The organism is Streptomyces wedmorensis (genome assembly GCF_000716445.1).
Taxonomy (GTDB): Bacteria; Actinomycetota; Actinomycetes; order Streptomycetales; family Streptomycetaceae; genus Streptomyces; species Streptomyces wedmorensis.
On record NZ_JNWK01000010.1, the window covers coordinates 57088 to 74973 of the forward strand.

The following is a 17886-nucleotide window of genomic DNA, read 5'->3' on the forward strand; positions in this document are numbered from 1 at the left end:
CCCCATGAGTGACGCGCCCCAGACCCGCCCCTGCCCGGACTGCGCGAGCCCGGTGCGTACGGCGGACCAGTCGTTCTGCGACAGTTGCGGAGCGTTCCTGCGCTGGGACACCCCGGCCGGAACGCCGGCCACCGCCGACCCGCACGCCGCCGACCGCACGCCCCCGGCGACCACGGCCGACGCCGCCGACGGCCGGTCCGGCCACGCGACCGGCACGGCGGCACAGGCCGGCGCGGGCCGGGAGGAGGGGTCCTCCCCCGCCCCGGCCGGCGACACGCCGGAGGCGGGTACGGCTCCGGCGGCCCCGCGGTCGGACGCCGTCGGCACGGAGACCTCGGGCCCGGACACAGCGGGCACCACGAGCGACGGCGCGCCCGGCGGTCCCCGCGTCGGTCCGCCGCCCGCCGGCCCCGAGGAGGTCACGGCACCGCTGCCGGCCGTCGCGGATTCGCCGGAGGCGCAGGGACCGGCTGACGCACGGGCGCAGGCACATGCGGAGGCACCGATTGCGGCACCCGCACCCACAGCGACGTCCTCGCCCTCGCCCGCCTCCGTACCGGTACCGGTACCGGAGGCACGGGCCGCGGGCGACGGGCCGTCGGACACGGCCGTGCGCGCGCTCCTCGTCCCGGTCCCCGGGAACCGGCCCGCGGAGCCGCCCGTCGCCGCGCCGGTGCTGCCCGCACGTCCGGAGGCGGCGCGGCCGACGGTCCGGGCCGCGGAGGCGGCCGTGCCCGTGCAGGGCGGCACGCCGTGCCCGGCGTGCTCGCTCGCCAACACGCCCGGCCGCCACTTCTGCCGTTTCTGCGCGACCCCCATGGTTCCCGAGCGGCTGTCCGACGTGGAGGGCCCCTACGCGGGCCGGCGGCCCGGGCTCGCCCGCGACGGGAGCCGGTGGATCGTCCGCGCCCTGATCGCCACGGCGGTCGTGGCCGTGGTGGTCGGCGGGATCGTCGGCGGCCCGCCGGCCGCCCGCGCGGTCCAGGACCACTTCGCCACCCGGGTCCCGGTGCACCCCGTCGCCTGGACCGCCTCGCACTCCGCGCCGAAGCGGGACCCGAAGCTGGCCGGGGACGGATACTCCAACACCTGGTGGGGCACGGGGTACGCGGGCGACTCGGCGGGCCAGTACCTGGAGGCCCGGTTCGCCGAGCCGACCGACCTGCTGAGCCTCCTGATCACCCCCGGCAGCTCGAAGAACACCACGCAGGCGGACGGCCAGGCGACCCCGCGGACCTTCGACCTCGTCGTGAAGGACTCCTCGGGCGAGACCCGCGTGACCCACCACCGCATCAACGACGGCGGCACCCAGCGCGTCGACCTCCGGGTGCGCGACGCGCTGTCCGTGCGCCTCGTCCTCGGCACGGCGTGGCGGGCCGACCCCCGCAAGCAGGTGGCCGTCGCGGAACTGGAGTTCTTCGGCAGGTCCGTCTCCTGACGCGCCTCGCACGCTCCGATGTGCCGGAGCGACCGGCTCGCGTACTACCTGGGTCGCTCCACCGTCCCCCACCACGCCCCGCCCCGGGCGGCGTCCGCCGCCGGGTGGTCGGGGGCGGTGCCGGCGAGGGCGAGGCGGGTGACGATGCGGTAGCGGTCACCGCGGTAGAGGGAACGGACGTACTCGACCGGGCGGCCGGTCGCGTCGGAGGTGGTCCGGTCGAAGAGCAGCGCGGGTGAGAGGACGGGGACCTCCAGGAGGGCCGCTTCCTCCTCGCTCAGTACGGTCGGTTCGATGGACTGGACGGCGTGGGCGGTCCGGATGCCGCGCCGCTCGCGCAGATGGGCGTAGAAGCCGCCCTCCATGTCGGCGACGGTGAGGCCGGGGACCAGGTCGGCCGGGACGTGGAGCTGTTCCAGGGCTATCGGTGCGCCGTCGACGTGCCGGAGGCGGGTGACGTGCACGAGTTCCGCCGCCGGCGAGACGGCGAGTCTGCGGCCGATGCGCGCGCCGGCCCGGACGGTGCGGAGTTCGAGGACCGTGCTGGTCCAGCTGCCGGGGCTGCGGGGAGCGCTCGCCGCGTGGTCCTCGGCGACCAGCTCCTGGGTGATCTTGTCGGGGGCGACGAACATGCCCCGGCCGTGCTCGCGCACCAGCAGGCCGGTGGCGACGAGTTCGTCGACGGCCGCGCGCAGGGTCGGGCGCGAGACGCCCAACGAGGCCGTCGCGGGTGAAGTCGAGGCGGGAGACGATCCGGTAGCGGTCGCCGCGGTAGACCGAGTGGACGTACTCGACGGGGCGGCCCGCGGTGTCGAGGGTGAGGCGCTCGATGAGCAGGGCGGGCGAGAGGACGGGGACGTCCAGGAGTGCGGCCTCGTCCTCGCTGACGACGGTGGGTTCGATGGACTGGGTGGCCTCCTGGACGTGGACGCGGTGGTGCTCCCGCAGGTGGTCGTAGAGGTCGCCCGCTTCGAGTTCCGCCGGGCTGAGCGCGGCGCCGACGAGGTCGGCCGGGATGTGCAGGTGCTCGATGGCCATGGGGGCGCCGTCGACGAGGCGGAGCCGGGCGACGTAGAGCAGCTCGGCGGCGGGTGACAGGCGGAGCTTGCGGCCGATGCGGGCGCCGGCCCGGACGGTGGCGGATTCCAGGACGGTGCTGGACCAGTCGCCGGAGGCCCGGGGGACGGCGAAGGCCGCGTCGTCCGGGGCGAGTTGCTGGGTGATCTTGGCGGGGGCGACGAACATGCCCCGGCCGTGCTCGCGCACCAGCAGGCCGGTGGCGACGAGTTCGTCGACGGCCGCGCGCAGGGTCGGGCGCGAGACGCCCACCGCTGGAGGAGCCGTCCTTCATGCCACTCTCCCTGACTGGTCAACTGGTAAGTCAGATACTAGCCGGACGAGTTGACCTGTCATCGGGTGAACAGCACATGTTTTCCGGGGGATTGACGACTCCATTGGTCCATGCCACCTTCTGGTCACAGACCTGACCACTTGACCAATTGGTCAACCACCCATCGAGGTGCCCCTTGAAGACTCGTCCCTTCGCCGGCCCCTTCGCCGGCCGCCTCGCCCTCGCGGCGGCCGTCGTCCTGGCCGCCGCGTCCTGCAGCGGCCCGACGGACCCGACGGCCTCCGGCGGACCCGAGAAGGTCACCGTCTGGTTCATGAAGGACAGCGTCACCGACGCGTTCCTCACCCGCTTCCGCACCGGCTTCGAGGCCGAGCACCCGGACATCGACCTCGACATCCAGATCCAGGAGTGGGACGGCATCGGCGAGAAGGTCACGGCCGCCCTCGCCAGCAAGGACGCGCCGGACGTCATCGAGGTCGGAAACACCCAGGTCGCGCAGTACGCGGCGAGCGGCGGAGTACGCGATCTCACCGACAAGTCCGGCGAGTTGAAGGGGTCCGACTGGCTCCCCGGCCTCGCGGAGCCCGGCAAGGTCGACGGCAGGCAGTACGGCATCCCCTGGTACGCGGCCAACCGTGTCGTCATCTACCACAAGGACCTCTTCGCCCGGGCCGGCGTCACCGCTCCCCCCAGGACGCAGGCCGAATGGCTCGCCGTCACCGCGAAGCTCGACCGGGGCACGACCCAGGGCATCTACCTGCCCGGCCAGAACTGGTACACCCTGTCCGGCTTCGTATGGGAGGCCGGCGGCGACCTCGCCGTACAGGACGGCACCACGTGGAAGGGCGCGCTCGACACCCCGCAGGCCCTCGCCGGGATGGACTTCTACCGGCGGCTCCAGGCCCTGGGCAAGGGCCCCAAGGACTCCGACGAGGCCAAGCCCCCGCAGGCCGAGGTCTTCGCCAAGGGCGACGTCGCCCAGATCGTCGCCGTACCGGGCGGCGCGAAGATCGTCGAGGAGATCAACCCCGCGCTCAAGGGGAAGCTCGGCTTCTTCCCCGTACCCGGCAGAACGGCGGAGAAGCCCGGCGCGGTCTTCACCGGCGGCTCCGACCTCATCGTCCCCGAGGCCTCCACCCACCCCGACGCCGCCTACGAGGTGGTCAAGGCGCTGGCCGGCGAGAAGTGGCAGACGGACATGGCGAAGACCATGAGCTACGTCCCCAACCGCACCTCCCTCGCGCACGTCATCCAGGACGACGAGGGCACGGCCGCCATGGCCGCCGGCGCGGCCCAGGGCCGGGCCACGCCGAACTCGCCGCAGTGGGCGGCCGTCGAGGCCACCAACCCGATCAAGCAGTACATGACCGCCGTGCTCACCGGCACCGACCCCGCCCGGGCGGCGGCGACCGCCTCCGCGAGCATCACCCGGACCCTCGGCTCGTGAGACGACGCCACGGACCGGACCTCCGGCCCTATCTCCTGATCGCCCCCACCGTCGTCGGCGGCGCCCTCCTCCTCGGATACCCCCTGGTCCGCAATCTGCTGATCTCCTTCCAGGAGTACGGCATGGGCGAACTCATCCGCGGCGGCGCCGGGTTCGTGGGGTTCCGCAACTACCGGACCGTGCTGGCGGACCCCGAGTTCTGGGAGGTGGTCCGGCGCACCTTCTGGTGGACGCTGGTCAACGTCACGCTGATCATGGTGATCGGCACGCTGGTCGCGCTGATGATGCAGCGGCTCGGCCGGCGGATGCGGATCCTGGTGACGAGCGGGCTCGTCCTCGCCTGGGCGAGCCCGGTCATCGCCACCACGACCGTCTTCCAGTGGCTCTTCGCCTCCCGCCTCGGGGTGGTCAACTGGGTGCTCGTCCGGCTGGGGTTCGAGTCCTTCGAGGGCTACTCGTGGCTGGCCGACGGGCCCGCCGCGTTCACGGTCCTGGTCCTCCTGGTGGTCTGGCAGTCGGTGCCGTTCGCCGCGATCACCCTCCACTCGGCGCTGCTCACCGTCCCGGCGGAGCTGTACGAGTCGGCCCGGCTCGACGGGGCCGACGGCCGAAGGATCTTCCGGTCGGTCACGCTGCCCCTCCTGCGACCGGTCTTCGGCCTCGTGCTCTGCCTCGAAGTCATCTGGGTCTTCCGCTGCTTCGCCCAGATCTGGGCCGTCACCAAGGGCGGGCCGGGCGAGGCGACCACCACCCTGCCCGTCTACGCCTACCGCGTCGCCCAGTCCCTGCACCGCTACGACCTCGGCGCGGCCGTCTCCACCCTCACCGTCCTCCTCCTCGTGGCCGTGCTCATCGCCTACTTCCGCCAGCTGCTCCGACAGGAGGCCGAACGGTGACCCCGCGCGCCCTGCGCCGACTCCCCCTGAACACGGCGGCGACGCTCGTCTTCGTCCTCGCCGTCTTCCCGGTGTACTGGATGGTCCTCACCGCCTTCCGGCCCACCCGCGACATCCAGTCCGAGACCCCGCGCTTCCTGCCCGGCGCCGTCACCCTGGAACACTTCCGGAACGCCGTCGCGGCGGACGGCTTCTGGACCTTCTGGCGCAACAGCCTGCTCGTCACCGCCGGGTGCGTCCTGCTCGCCCTGCTCGTGGCGCTCGCCGCCGCCTTCGCCGTGGCGCGGCTGCGCTGGCGCGGTCGCCGCGGCTTCCTGCTGATGGTCTTCCTCGCCCAGGTGGCGCCCTGGGAGGCGCTGCTGATCCCGATGTACGTCATCGCTCGGGACGCCGACCTGCTCGACCGGCTGGCGACGCTCAGCCTGATCTACTTCATGATCACGCTGCCGTTCACCGTCGTCACCCTCCGCTCCTTCCTGGCCGGAGTCCCGGCGGAACTCGAGGAGGCCGCGCAGGTCGACGGCTGCACCCGCGCCGGAGCCTTCCGCCGGGTGACCCTGCCGCTGCTCGCGCCGGGGCTCCTCGCCACCTCGCTGTTCGGCTTCATCACCGCCTGGAACGAGTTCGCCTTCGCCAACATGCTCATCATCAAGAACCAGGACGACCGCACCCTGCCCGTCTGGCTCTCCTCCTTCTCCAACGTCTTCGGCACGGACTGGGGCGCCACCATGGCCGCCTCCACCCTCTTCGCCCTGCCCGTCCTCGTCCTCTTCCTGGTCCTGCAGGGCCGGGTCTCCGCCGGAATGACCGGCGGAGCCGTGAAGGGATAACGCACCGCGATGCCCCTGCCCCCACTCGTCCCCGAACCCACCCACCTCTCCGTGCTCCCCGGCCGGTTCACCTTCGACGCCACGACCACGCTCAAGGTCACCCCCGGCGCCGACGCCGCGGCCGACCTGCTGCGCGCCCTCCTCGCCCCGGCCACCGGCCTGGCACTGCCCGCACGCCCCGACGGCTCCGTCGTCCTGGCCCTCGACCGCGCCCTGACCGGACTCGGCGACGAGGGGTACGGGCTGACCGTCGGCACCGAGGCGGTGCTGCTGCGGGCCGCCCGCCCCCGCGGCCTCCTGGCCGGCGTCCAGACCCTCCGTCAGCTCCTGCCCGTCGAGGCCCTGCACCCGGAGCCCGTGCCCGGCGTCGCCTGGTCGATCCCCTGCGCGCAGATCACCGACGTCCCCCGCTTCCCCTGGCGCGGGTCCATGCTCGACGTGGCACGCCGCTTCCGGCCCGTCTCCTACCTCCGGCGGTACGTCGACCTCCTCGCCCTGCACAAACTCAACGTCCTGCACCTGCACCTCACCGACGACCAGGGGTGGCGGATGCCGGTCGCCGCACTCCCCCGGCTCACCGAGGTCGGCGGCCTGCCGCACGGCGGCGCCTACACCCGGGCGGAACTCACCGGCCTCGTCGCGTACGCGGCGGAGCGCGGCGTCACCGTCGTGCCCGAGATCGAGATGCCGGGCCACGTCCGCGCCGCCCTCGCCGCCTACCCCGAGATCGGCAACCATCCGGGCCGCACCTACGAGGTCTGGGACCGGTGGGGCGTCTGCGACACCATCCTCGGCGTCCACGACGGGGCCCTCGACTTCTGCCGCACCGTCCTGGACGAGGTGATGGACGTCTTCCCGTCCCCCTACGTCCACATCGGCGGCGAGGAGTGCCCCACCACCGAGTGGCACGCCTCCACGGCGGCCCGCCGCAGGGTCGCCGCCGAGGGGCTGCCGGGGCCCGACGCCCTGCACGGCTGGTTCATGGAACGGGTCGGACGCCACCTCGTCGACGCAGGCCGCCGCCCGCTCAGCTGGACCGAGAACGGCGCCGACCTCCCTCCGTACTTCACCGTCATGCCCTGGCGGGACGCCGACCACGGACGCACGGCCGTCCGCCGCGGACACCAGGTCGTCATGGCGCCCCACCGGACCACCTACCTCGACTACCCGCAGTCGGCCGGCGCCGAGGAACCGCCCGGGCAGGCCGGCGAGGTCGTCGACCTGCGGGCCGTCCACGGCAACGACCCGGCACCCGCCGACTGGAGTGCCGAGGAGGCCGCCCGGGTCCTCGGGTCCCAGGCCCAGCTGTGGACCGAGTACGTGCCCACCGCCGCGCACGCCGAATACCTCACGTTCCCCCGGCTCTGCGCGCTCGCCGAGGTCGTCTGGACCGGCCGCCACGACTGGCCCGGCTTCCGCGAGCGCCTGCGCCACCACCGGACCCGGCTCGACGCCCTCGGGGTGCCGCGCCGCCTTTCCCCCACGCCCCCGGCCGCCGGCCGGACCCGACCCAAGGAGGAGTCCTCATGAGCGACCCGTCGAAGAACAGGAAGCTGCGCATCCGTGCCGCGCTCGCGGTCACCGCGGTGACCGGGCTCGGCGCCACCGCCCTCACCGCCCTTCCGGCGGCGGCGGCCGGTGAGGCCGTCACCGTCCAGTACCGGCAGAGCGCCACCGGCGGCGACCAGGTCGAGCCCTGGCTGAAGGTGGTCAACACCGGTACCGCCTCCGTCCCGCTGAGCCAGGTCAAGGTGCGCTACTACTTCAAGGCCGACGCGGGAGCCTCGTACACCTACGCCTGCTCCTGGGCCGTGAAGGGCTGCGCGAACCTCACCGGCACGTTCGGGACCCTGGCGAACCCCACGGCGACCGCCGACCGCTACCTGGAGGTCGGCTTCACCGCCGGCGCCGGTTCGCTCGCGCCCGGCGCGGACACCGGGGACATGCAGCTGCGCTTCCACCGCTCCGACTGGCAGCCGCTCAACCAGAACGACGACTACTCCTTCGGCCCGGCCCAGACCTCGTACGCCTCCTGGTCCAAGGTCACCGCCACTGTGGCCGGCGTCCCCGTCTGGGGCACCGCCCCCGCCGGCGCGGAGCCCACGCCGACGCCGACCGACCCGACGACGCCGCCTCCCACGGGCGCCGCGCTGTTCGACGACTTCGACTACACCGGACACACCGACCCGGCCGTGGGGGCCCACGGCTGGAGCGTGCGCTCCAACGCCGGCGGCCCCGGCGTGCCGGGCGCCACCTGGGCACCCGAGAACGTCACCTTCGCGAAGGAGGGAACGAACTCGATCATGAACCTCCGGACCTCCACCGCGGGAACCGGCGAGTCCACCCGGCACACCGAGATCCTCACCCGGGCCACGAAGTTCAGGAACGGCACCTACGCGGCGCGCGTCCGCTTCTCCGACGCGCCGCTCTCCGGCCCCGACGGCGACCGCGTCGTCCAGACCTTCTTCACCATCAACGACCTCAAGGCCCCGATGGCCGACGACTACGCCGAGTACGACTTCGAGTACCTGCCCAACGGAGGCTGGGGCGAGCCGGCCAACATCCTGTACACCACCTCCTGGGAGACCTACCGGCCCGACCCCTGGGAGGCGGTCAACCAGCACTCCGCGTCCCGTACGTCCTACGCCGGCTGGCACGACCTCGTCGTCACCATCGACGACACGGCGATCGTCTACTACGTCGACGGCCGGGAGTTCGGCCGCCACGACGCCCGCTACCTCCCCGAGCGCCCCATGTCCATCAACTTCAACCAGTGGCTGATCGACCTCGCCGGCCAGCCCTCCACGACCCCGCGCTCCTACGACCAGAAGGTCGACTACGTCCTGCACGTCAAGGACCAGGTCCTCACCCCGGCGCAGGTGGCCGCCAAGGTCTCCGCGTACCGCTCCGCCGGCACCGCCTTCGAGGACACCGTCCCCGCCACCTCGTGACCCCACGGGCCCGGTCCCGCACGGGACCGGGCCCCAGTGGAACCCCGCACCGCGGGGTGCCGCCGGGGCGACCCGGCCGGATACGGTGCTCCCTCGACACCGGCACGGAAGCGGGGGTCATGCGCAGCTGCACCGGGGTGCTCATCGGCCACCTCCTCTTCGCCACGCTCTGTCTCTTCCCGGGACCGCGTCAAGGACACGACCGTCGCCTACGCGGACGACACCTTCGTGCTGTGGGCGCCGCGCTCCGGCCCGGACGTGCCGGAGGCCCGGTTGGCACGGCGGACGTCCTGGAGGCGTCGCTCGTGCGGTACGAACCCGACAGCGAGGGGACGTTCACCACCTACGGGGGCGACTACGCCCCCGCCGAGTTCACCCCCCTGATCAGGCTGAGACTCCGGGTCCGTGACACCGGCGGGGACGCGCGGGCCGAAGGGGCCGCGCCGACCGGCGAGTTCGAGCTCACGGACGAGTGGCCGGTGCCGCCGCTCTGCCTGTCGGCGGTGACCGCCGGCCGCCTCGCGGTGCTCGTCGACCCGAGGGCTCCCGACGCGCCGGCCGAACCGGACCCCCGGACGATGGCCCGTGGGAGGTCCAGCGGGAACGCCTCCCCGCCCGGCCGGCCTCGAACTCCTCCTCCCGCCCCGCTCCGACACCCTCTGGCGCCTCATGACCCTCCTCGTCTCCCACGCCCACTCCGTCCCCACCTCCGTCCTCGACCTCCGCGACCGCCGCCACCACCCGCTCGCGGGACCCGTCATGGAGCTCTTGACCTAGAGAGGACTCCAGCTCCTAGCGTGGGGCCGTCGGCCGACGGGGCGACCGGAACGGAGCGGGGAGAGCATGGGTGTTTGGTTTGTCACGGGTGCGTCGCGCGGGCTCGGCGCGAGGATCACCCGTGAGGCACTGGATCGCGGGCACGGCGTGATCGCCACGGCGAGGGACGCGTCGGCGGTGGAGGGGGCGTACCCGGAGAGGCCCGACGGCTTGCTGGCGGTGAGCGCGGACGTGTCCGAACCCGGCCGGTTGGCGGCCGCGGTGGAGGCGGGTCTGGCGAGGTTCGGCCGGATCGACGTCGTGGTCAACAACGCCGGATACGGGCTGGTGGGCGCGGTCGAGGAGGTCTCCGACAGCGCCGCCCGGGCCCTGTTCGACGTCAACGTGTTCGGGGTGTTGAACACGCTGCGGGCGACCCTGCCGACGCTGCGGGCCCAGCGATCGGGGCACGTCCTGAACATCGGCTCCGTGGGCGGCTTCGCCACCGCTCCGGGCGTGGGTCTGTACGGTGCTTCGAAGTTCGCCCTCGAAGGCATCTCCGAGGCGCTGCACGGCGAGCTGGGCCCGCTGGGCATCCGCGTCACGATCGTCGAGCCGGGCGGCTTCCGCACCGACTTCCTCGACAGCCTGAGCATGCGGGTCGAACCGGCCTCCATCGCCGACTACGCCGCCGGGGCGGGGCCGGTGCGGGAGGCGCTCACCCACCACAACGGCCGCCAGCCGGGCGATCCGGCGAAGGCCGCGAGGGCCGTCGTCGACATCACCGAGGTCGCGGACCCGCCGCTGCGCCTGCAGTTGGGGGCGGACGCGGTGGAGCGCGTGGAGGCGAAGCTGGACCTGGTGCGGCGTGAACTCGACGCATGGCGTCACGCGGCACTCGCCACCGGCTTCTGAGCAGGTCGGACGGCGCGTCGTAGGGTGCTCGGTATGGCTGAGACGGGTGGGCTGCGGGAGCTCAAGAAGCGGCGGATGTACGAGCGGTTGTCGGATGTGGCGATCGGCTTGTTCGTGGAGAGGGGGTTCGAGGAGGTGACGGTGGCCGATGTGGCGGCGGCCGTCGAGGTGTCGAAGCCGACGCTGTTCCGGTACTTCCCGACCAAGGAGGACCTGGTGCTGCACCGGCTGGCGGACCACGAGGGGGAGGCGGGGAGGGTGGTCGCGGGGCGGCCCGAGGGGTGTTCTCCGCTGGAGGCGCTGCGGGGGCACTTCCTCGAGGGGCTGGCGCGCCGTGACCCGGTGACGGGGCTGAACGACGACGAAGGGGTGCTCGCGTTCCATCGGCTGGTGTACGGGACGCCGTCGGTGGTGGCGCGACTGCACGCGTATGTGGAGCGGAACGAGGAGATCCTGGCCGGGGCGCTCGGGGGCGGGGTGGCGGGCCGGCTCGCCGCCGGTCAGGTGGTCGCCGTCCAGCGTGTCCTCGCGCGGGAGAACTGGCGGCGGATCACCGGGGGCGACAGCGCGGACGGGCTCTATCCCGAGGCGGTCGCCGTCGCGTCGGAGGCGTTCGACCAGCTCGGCAGCGGGGTGGCCCTGCTCTCCTGAGCACCCTCCGATAAAACGTTACTCGGTTACATATTTTCTTGGGTTGCATTATGTTGAACCCATGACACCCCTCGATTCCGCACTCCGTGACGCCCTCAGCCGGGAACGCGCCCACCACGACGACTGCCGAGCGGCACTCACCGCGATGATCGACGGCGCGCAGGAACAGGTGGTCGTCGGCGAACACGCCTCCGCGTCCGGCGCGGACGCCGAGGTCCTGGGACGGCGGCTGCGCGGCCAGGCCAGGGACCTGCGTGAACTGCCCCCGGGCCCGCTGTTCTTCGGGCGGCTCGACTTCGCCCGGGCGCCCGGAACCGCGGGCGACCACGCCGGGCAGACTCACCACATCGGGCGCATGCGCATCGCGCGCGATCCGTCGGCGCCTCCGCTGGTGGTCGACTGGCGCGCACCGGTGGCACGCGCCTTCTACCAGGCGGCCGCCCGTGACCCGCAGGGCGTCGCCGTCCGGCGCCGGTTCGGCTGGTCGCCCGCCGGCCGCGGGGACGCGGCCGACCTGACCGGTCTGGAGGACGAGCACCTCGCCGGGGACGGGCCGGGCGGGCCCGGCCCCGGCGGCAACGGGGTACGGCCGAGCGGGATCGTCGCGGCCGAGATCGAACGCCCCCGCACCGGGCCCATGAGGGACATCGCCGCGACCATCCAGCCCGAGCAGGACGACCTCGTACGGGAGGACTTCTCCGCCTCCCTCTGCGTCCAGGGCGCCCCCGGCACGGGGAAGACCGCGGTGGGACTGCACCGCGCCGCGTATCTCCTCTACACCCATCCGCAGCGCGTCCAGCGGGGCGGCATGCTCATCCTCGGCCCCCACCGCGCCTTCCTCGCCCACATCTCCCAGGTCCTGCCCGCGCTGGGCGAGACGGACGTACGGCAATCCACCCTGGACGACGAGATCGCCCGCCACCCGGTCGGGGCGCAGGACGGCCCGGCGGCCGCCGCTATCAAGCACGACGTCCGCATGGCCGAGGTCCTGAACCGCGCGCTGTACGCACACGTGCGGGCCGACCGGGCACAGCCGCTGGTGCTCCCGGACGGCTCGTACCGGTGGCGGGTGCCCGTCGACGAGCTGGAGCGGATCGTCGAGGACGTGCGCGCGGAGGAACCCGCCTACGCGGTGGGGCGCGAGCGCGTCCGTACCCGTGTCGTCCGCGCCGCGCAGATGCAGGCGGAGCGCCGCGCGGGGCCCCGTACCCGGACGTGGGTGCGGAAGGCGTCCCGGGCGAGGCCGGTCACCGCCCTGCTCGACGCCGTGTGGCCCGCCGTGCGCCCTGAGCAGGTGCTCCTGGGGTTGCTGACGCGACCGGACGCCCTGGCGGCCGCGGCGGCGGGCGTCCTGGACGCGTGCGAGCAGCGGGAGCTGCTGCGGGCCGGCCCGTCGCGGTCCGTCAGGGCGGCGCGCTGGTCGGCGGCCGATCTGGTCCTGCTCGACGAGCTCGCCGGTCTGATCGAGCGCCCCGAGGGGTACGGACACGTGGTGATCGACGAGGCGCAGGACCTGTCCCCGATGCAGTGCCGCGCCATCGCCCGCCGTTCGGCCTTCGCGTCGCTCACGGTGCTCGGCGATCTCGCCCAGGGCACCACCCCGTGGGCGGCCCGTGACTGGCCGGGGCTGCTCGCCCACCTGGCCAAGCCCGGTACCGTCGTCACCCCGTTGACCACGGGCTTCCGTGTTCCGCGCGCCGTCGCCGAGCTCGCCAACCGGCTCCTGGGCCATCTCGACGTGGACGTGCCTCCGGCCCGTTCCCTGCGCGACGACGGCAGCGCGACGATCGAGGCGACGCACGACACGGCCGCGGCGGTGGTCGCGGCGGTGGCCGCCGCGCGCGAACGTCCGGGTTCCATCGGCGTCATCGCCGCGGACTCGGCCACGGACACGCTGCGGGGCGCCCTGGACACGGCCGGTGTCGCGACGGCGGGACCTGAGGTGCCCGGCGCCCGCGTCACCGTGGTCCCGGCGACGGCGGCGAAGGGCCTGGAGTACGACCACGTGATCGTCGTGGAGCCCGCGGACATCGTCGAGGCCGAGCCCCGGGGCCTCAACCGGCTCTACGTGGCGCTCACCCGGGCCGTGTCGGAACTCCGCGTCGTCCACGCGAAGCCCCTGCCGGCCGCCCTCGCACCGGCAGGGGCTTCGCGGCCGGTCAGCCGGGCATGACCGGCGAGTAGTGGATCTTGGCGTTGACTCCCGTGAAGAAGGGTTCACCGGTCTTCGGCATTGCGCGGGCGGCCGGGCGGTCGCTACGCGCGGAACGAGGCGCGTCCCGCCGGGCGGGTCGTCGTCATCCGGCCGAGCGCCAGCACGCTGAGGCCGAACATGAGGACGCCCAGGGGGACATGGAACGAGGGCATGTGCGCGATGCCCGACACCACCTGGCCCGAGGCGAGCACGAGGAAGACCGAGGCGTGCGGGATGGGGCGGAGCGACCCGCCGCCGGGCCGCCACGCGAGGATCGCGGCGAGCACGTAGAGCATCGACGCGCCGTACATCACGCGGGCGCCGACCGCGTGGAGCAGCTCGCCGTACGAGGTGGACAGCAGCAGGCCAGCGGAGACCGCCTGGAGGAACAGGGTCAGGGTCTGCAGGGCGATCGAGACCCGCAGGAACGTGTGGGTGCGCGATGCAGCCGTCGTGTCGGTGGCCATCGTGCGGTCCTCTCTTCTGCCTCGCGGCGGTGGATCGTCGCGTTCTCGACGGTTCGACGACGCAGGCGCGCGAAGTGTGAGTGGGACACCGGTCACGTCCGGTGCGATGATCATGTGACATACCGGGAGCGGGAACGGACGAGAAGAACGAGGGAGCGGTCGCGACCATGGGCACCCCAGTGGAGCAGACGCACGACCGGCGCGATCCGGTGCTGAGCGAGATCCTCGGCGAGCGGCGCCATCTGACCAACCTCGCCTACCGGCTGCTCGGTTCACTGGCCGAGGCCGAGGACGCCGTCCAGGAGACGTACACCCGCTGGTACGCGATGACGCGGCGGCAGCAGGAGGCGGTCGAGTCGCCGGGCGCCTGGCTGACCACGGTGGCCGGCCGCATCTGCCTGGACGTGCTCGGCTCGGCGCGCGCCCGGCGCGAGCGCTATGTCGGCGCGTGGCTGCCCGAGCCGCTGCCCGACCGTACCGAGTGGTTCAGCGGGCGGAGCGGGAACGGCGGGGCGGAGCCTGCCGACCCCGCCGACCGGGTCACCCTGGACGAGTCGGTGCACATGGCCTTCCTGGTCGTCCTGGAGTCGATGACCCCGGCGGAGCGCGTCGCGTTCGTGCTGCACGACGTCTTCCGCTACCCGTTCCCCGAGGTCGCCGGGATCGTCGGCCGGACACCCGCGGCCTGCCGGCAGCTGGCGGCCTCGGCCCGTCGGCGGATCCGCGACGCCAGGGCCTCGGCGGCCCCGGCTGCCGGACAGGCCGCGCTGGTACGGGATTTCAAGGAGGCCTGGGAGGCGAAGGACATCAAGGCCCTCGTCGGCCTCCTCGACCCCGCCGCCTCGATGACCGCCGACGGCGGGGGCCTGGTCGGGACCGTCCTCCGTCCGGTCGAGGGCGGCGACCTCATCGCCCAGTACCTGATCCACATCGCCGACAAGGCCCCCGGGCTGACACTCCTCGAACGCACGGTCAACGGCAGGCCCGGCCTGGTCGCGCAGCACGCCGGCACGACGGTGACGGTCGCCGCGTTCGACTTCGACGGCGGCCGGGTGACGCGCATCTGGGCGGTCCGCAACCCGGAGAAGCTCCGCCCGTGGATCGAGGACGGCACGGAGGCGACCGGGTAGGACGTGACGGGAGCCGTCGCCGTGGGGGACGGCGACGGCTCCCGTGAGCGGGGCGGGGTCAGGGGCAGCTGATGCGGGTGTCGCCCGCGTCGGTGGTGCAGGTGTCGGTGCCGAAGCCGCCGTTGGCGGTGTCGTTGGCCGGCACGCCGTCGGTGGTGGTGAGGCGGTCGTTGCCGTAGTAGCCGGTCAGGGTGTCGTTGCCCGGGCCGCCGTTCAGGGTGTCGTCGCCGAAGCCGCCGTCGATGTCGTCGTTGCCGTAGCCGCCGTGGACCGTGTCGTTGCCGTAGCCGGAGCGGACGGTGTCGTTGCCGCCGAGGGCGCAGATCACGTCGTTGGCGTAACCGCCGGTCAGGGTGTCGACGCCGCTGGTGCCGATGACGGTGCAGCCGCGGGCGTTGTTGACCGAAGTGGTCGCGACGGCCGTGTTGTTGGAGCCCACGGGGTCCTGCGGGCTCCCCGTGGCGGTGGCCGTGTGCGTGATCGTGCCGGTGGAGCGGGGCTCGGCCGTCACCGTGACCGTCGCGCTCGTGCCCGGGGCGAGGGAGCCGAGGGCGCAGGAGGCCGTCGTCGCCGTGGTCGTGCAGGTGCCCTGCGGCGAGGTGGCCGAGGTGAGGGTGACGCCGGCGCCGGAGAGCGTGTCGGAGAGGGTGACGCCGGTCGCGGTGGCGGTGGAGGCCGTGGAGTTGGCGACGGTCACCGTGTAGGTGACCCGGTCGCCGATGCTGACGGGGACCGTGGGGGCCTGCGTCACCACGAGGTCCGCGCTCGGCGCCGGGGGCGTGGTGCCGTCACCGCCCAGGTAGCGGGCGAGCGCGAAGGCGAAGCCCGCTCCGTGGCCGGCCGCGACGATCTTGCCGTCGGGCTGGACGAGTACCGCGCGGGCCTCGTCGAAGTCGTTGAAGCCGGTGACCACGAAGCCGTCGCCGCCGAAGCCGGTGTCGACGGTGCCGTTGGTGTGGAAGCGGACGACTCCGAAGTCGTTCGCCTCGGCGCTGTTCGGGTCGTCGGCCCGGCCGGCGAGGACGATCCTGCCGTTGGTCTGGAGTGCCATGGCGTTGGCGGTTCCGCCGTCGCCGGGGAAGGCCACCGAGGTACGCCCGCCGGTGGCGAAGCCTGTGTCGGCGGTGCCGTTGGCGTTGTACCGGAGGAGCGCGAAGCCGGCGCCGCCGCTCCCGGCGACGAGGATCCTGCCGTCCGGCTGTACCGCCACGGCGTTGCCGAACTCGGTGCCGCCGAAGTCCGCCGTCACCATGCCGTCGCCGCTGAAGGTCGTGTCGAGGGTGCCGCCCGGCAGGTAGCGGGCCACGCCGATGTCGAAGGCCGTGTCGCCGACGTAGCCGGTGAGGAGGATCTTCCCGTCGGGCTGGAGCGCCAGGGAGCGGGCGATGCCGCCGGCGTCCTGGGGCGAGGTGGGGGTGAAGCCGGCGACCACCGTGCCGTCGCCGCCCAGGCTCGGGTCGAGTTCGCCCTCGTCGGTGAGTCGGACCAGGGTGAAGCCACCGCCGCCGCTCTTGCCGGCGGCGATGATCGCGCCGTCGGGCTGTACGGCGATGTCCGTGCCGTCCGCCGAGCCGCCGAACTCCTCGATCCGTACCAGGCCGCCGTCGCCGAAGCCGGTGTCCGGGGTGCCGTCGGTGTTGTACCGGGCCACGGAGAAGAAGCAGCAGCCGCCGCCCTCTTCCGCGATCACCTCGGTGGTGCCCGCGACGACGATCTTGCCGTCCGACGGCTGGATCGCCACCGCGTTGGCCGTGTGGGCTCCGCCGCCGAAGTCGCTGGTGACCGTGCCGTCGCCGCCGAAGGTGGTGTCGAGGCCGCCGCCCGGCAGGTAGCGGGCGAGCGCGAAGCCCGCCTCGCTGCTCAGGCCGACCATGACGAGCTTCCCGTCGCCCTGCCGCGCGATGTCATGGCCTTCGGCGTACCCCGGGAGGGGCGTCGTGACCCGGCCGCCGGTTCCGAACGTCGGGTCCAGGTCACCGGGCGCGGCCAGTGCGGTGCCGGGCGCGGCGAGGGCGAGCGCCAGTCCGCACGCGGCGAGCGCCCCGGCCCTCCCGCCGGCTCTGCGGCGCCGGCCCGGCGGCCTGAGGTGTGCTTGGGTCATGGGAGCGGGAACCTCCGTCTTCGCTGGTGTACGGGCAGCGCACAGCTTCGTCCCGGTACTCCGCCGCTCCCCCGCAGACCGCGCCGCACTGCGCCCACTGGCCCCGGGGAACCACTCCCGTGAGGGAGCGCGCGCGGCGCCCTCCGGGTGGGGGGATACTGCCCGTCATGCGAGAAGCCACGACCGGCGACGCGACGCGTCCAGCGCCCCTGATCCTCGACGCCGACGAGGTGACGTCCGGCCCCGGCCTCCGCGCCCGGTTCGCCGAGGAGGCCCATCGGATCCTGGCGGACCTGGTCAGCGGGGGCGCCGCGCTCGGCTGGGTCGAACCCCCGGCGGCCGACGAGGTGGAGCGGCTCCTCGACGACGTCGTCGTCGCGGCCCGCGCGGGCGACGGTGCCCTGCGTGCCGCGTACGCCGACGGCCGTCTGGTCGGGCTGGGGTACTGGCTCCGCTACGCGCGACCGACCCACCGTCCGCACGCCGATCTGGAGAAGCTGGCGGTGGACGCCGCCGCGCACGGTCGCGGGATCGGCCGGGCCCTCACCGCCGCCCTGGTCGCCGACGCGGAGCGGGCCGGCATCGAGGTCCTGACCCTCGACGCCCGCGGCGACAACGCCGACGCCCTGCGCCTCTACCGGTCGCTGGGGTTCCGGGAGTACGGCCGCCTGCCCGACTTCGTCGCCGTCGGCGAGCGCCGCTACGACAAGGTCTTCTGCATGCTGGACTTCCGCGGGGAGCGCTGACGGCCCGGTGTGA

General features: G+C 73.5%; 15 protein-coding genes and 1 pseudogene. 12 read left to right on the plus strand and 4 right to left on the minus strand.

Annotated elements, in window-relative coordinates; genetic code table 11:
• The first annotated feature begins 4 nt into the window (after positions 1 to 4).
• Positions 5 to 1438 (plus strand): NADase-type glycan-binding domain-containing protein, encoded by a 1434-nt coding sequence (locus OO54_RS10865; protein WP_033202655.1) that lies wholly within the window; start codon positions 5 to 7, stop codon positions 1436 to 1438.
• Positions 1439 to 1482: 44 nt separating this feature from the next.
• On the opposite strand, the gene OO54_RS10870 is transcribed toward OO54_RS10865, so the two are convergent.
• Together OO54_RS10870 and OO54_RS43480 are read right to left on the minus strand one after the other, a co-directional pair.
• A complete protein-coding gene (locus OO54_RS10870) occupies positions 1483 to 2154 on the minus strand; it encodes a GntR family transcriptional regulator (RefSeq protein WP_078905148.1) in 672 nt (223 codons plus the stop codon).
• 22 nt (positions 2155 to 2176) lie between these two features.
• Positions 2177 to 2767, minus strand: a pseudogene (locus OO54_RS43480) (GntR family transcriptional regulator); the annotation flags it as partial.
• A 197-nt stretch (positions 2768 to 2964) separates the two neighbouring features.
• On the opposite strand from OO54_RS43480, the gene OO54_RS10875 reads away from it, so the two are divergent.
• The 9 genes from OO54_RS10875 to OO54_RS10915 all read left to right on the plus strand — a co-directional run bounded on the left by OO54_RS10875 (position 2965) and on the right by OO54_RS10915 (position 13408).
• Entirely contained in the window at positions 2965 to 4236 is a 1272-nt protein-coding gene (locus OO54_RS10875) for an extracellular solute-binding protein (RefSeq protein ID WP_033202656.1), read from the plus strand.
• Positions 4233 to 5132: a carbohydrate ABC transporter permease gene (locus OO54_RS10880; RefSeq protein WP_051786853.1), complete on the plus strand. Its 900-nt coding sequence runs from the start codon at positions 4233 to 4235 to the stop codon at positions 5130 to 5132. The genes OO54_RS10875 and OO54_RS10880 overlap by 4 nt, the downstream gene beginning before the upstream one ends.
• A complete protein-coding gene (locus OO54_RS10885) occupies positions 5129 to 5962 on the plus strand; it encodes a carbohydrate ABC transporter permease (RefSeq protein ID WP_033202657.1) in 834 nt (277 codons plus the stop codon). Before OO54_RS10880 ends, OO54_RS10885 begins: the two co-directional genes overlap by 4 nt.
• Before the next feature lie 9 nt (positions 5963 to 5971).
• Positions 5972 to 7492, plus strand: a complete 1521-nt coding sequence (locus tag OO54_RS10890) for a beta-N-acetylhexosaminidase (RefSeq protein WP_033202658.1) — start codon at positions 5972 to 5974, stop codon at positions 7490 to 7492.
• Complete coding sequence (locus OO54_RS10895; protein WP_033202659.1) at positions 7489 to 8913, plus strand: cellulose binding domain-containing protein; 1425 nt, start codon at positions 7489 to 7491, stop codon at positions 8911 to 8913. Before OO54_RS10890 ends, OO54_RS10895 begins: the two co-directional genes overlap by 4 nt.
• Positions 8914 to 9498: 585 nt before the next feature.
• Positions 9499 to 9690, plus strand: coding sequence for a hypothetical protein (locus OO54_RS45820; RefSeq protein ID WP_033202660.1), 192 nt, complete (start codon positions 9499 to 9501; stop codon positions 9688 to 9690).
• Positions 9691 to 9756: 66 nt separating this feature from the next.
• Positions 9757 to 10584: an oxidoreductase gene (locus OO54_RS10905; protein ID WP_033202661.1), complete on the plus strand. Its 828-nt coding sequence runs from the start codon at positions 9757 to 9759 to the stop codon at positions 10582 to 10584.
• Between the two features lie 33 nt (positions 10585 to 10617).
• The gene (locus tag OO54_RS10910; RefSeq protein WP_033202662.1) at positions 10618 to 11235 is read left to right on the plus strand and encodes a TetR/AcrR family transcriptional regulator; all 618 of its coding nucleotides are present in this window, start codon (positions 10618 to 10620) and stop codon (positions 11233 to 11235) included.
• A gap of 61 nt (positions 11236 to 11296) precedes the next feature.
• Complete coding sequence (locus tag OO54_RS10915) at positions 11297 to 13408, plus strand: HelD family protein (protein WP_033202663.1); 2112 nt, start codon at positions 11297 to 11299, stop codon at positions 13406 to 13408.
• 83 nt (positions 13409 to 13491) lie between these two features.
• Here OO54_RS10915 and OO54_RS10920 read toward each other — a convergent pair whose 3' ends face one another.
• Positions 13492 to 13896, minus strand: coding sequence for a hypothetical protein (locus tag OO54_RS10920; RefSeq protein WP_033202664.1), 405 nt, complete (start codon positions 13894 to 13896; stop codon positions 13492 to 13494).
• 167 nt (positions 13897 to 14063) lie between these two features.
• On the opposite strand from OO54_RS10920, the gene sigJ reads away from it, so the two are divergent.
• Positions 14064 to 15026 (plus strand): RNA polymerase sigma factor SigJ, encoded by a 963-nt coding sequence (gene sigJ, locus OO54_RS10925; RefSeq protein ID WP_033202665.1) that lies wholly within the window; start codon positions 14064 to 14066, stop codon positions 15024 to 15026.
• Positions 15027 to 15084: 58 nt separating this feature from the next.
• On the opposite strand, the gene OO54_RS10930 is transcribed toward sigJ, so the two are convergent.
• Positions 15085 to 17127 (minus strand): DUF11 domain-containing protein, encoded by a 2043-nt coding sequence (locus tag OO54_RS10930; RefSeq protein WP_033202666.1) that lies wholly within the window; start codon positions 17125 to 17127, stop codon positions 15085 to 15087.
• Positions 17128 to 17294: 167 nt separating this feature from the next.
• Between OO54_RS10930 and OO54_RS10935 the strand changes: the two genes are divergently transcribed.
• Complete coding sequence (locus OO54_RS10935) at positions 17295 to 17873, plus strand: GNAT family N-acetyltransferase (protein WP_033202667.1); 579 nt, start codon at positions 17295 to 17297, stop codon at positions 17871 to 17873.
• The last annotated feature ends 13 nt before the right edge of the window (positions 17874 to 17886 follow it).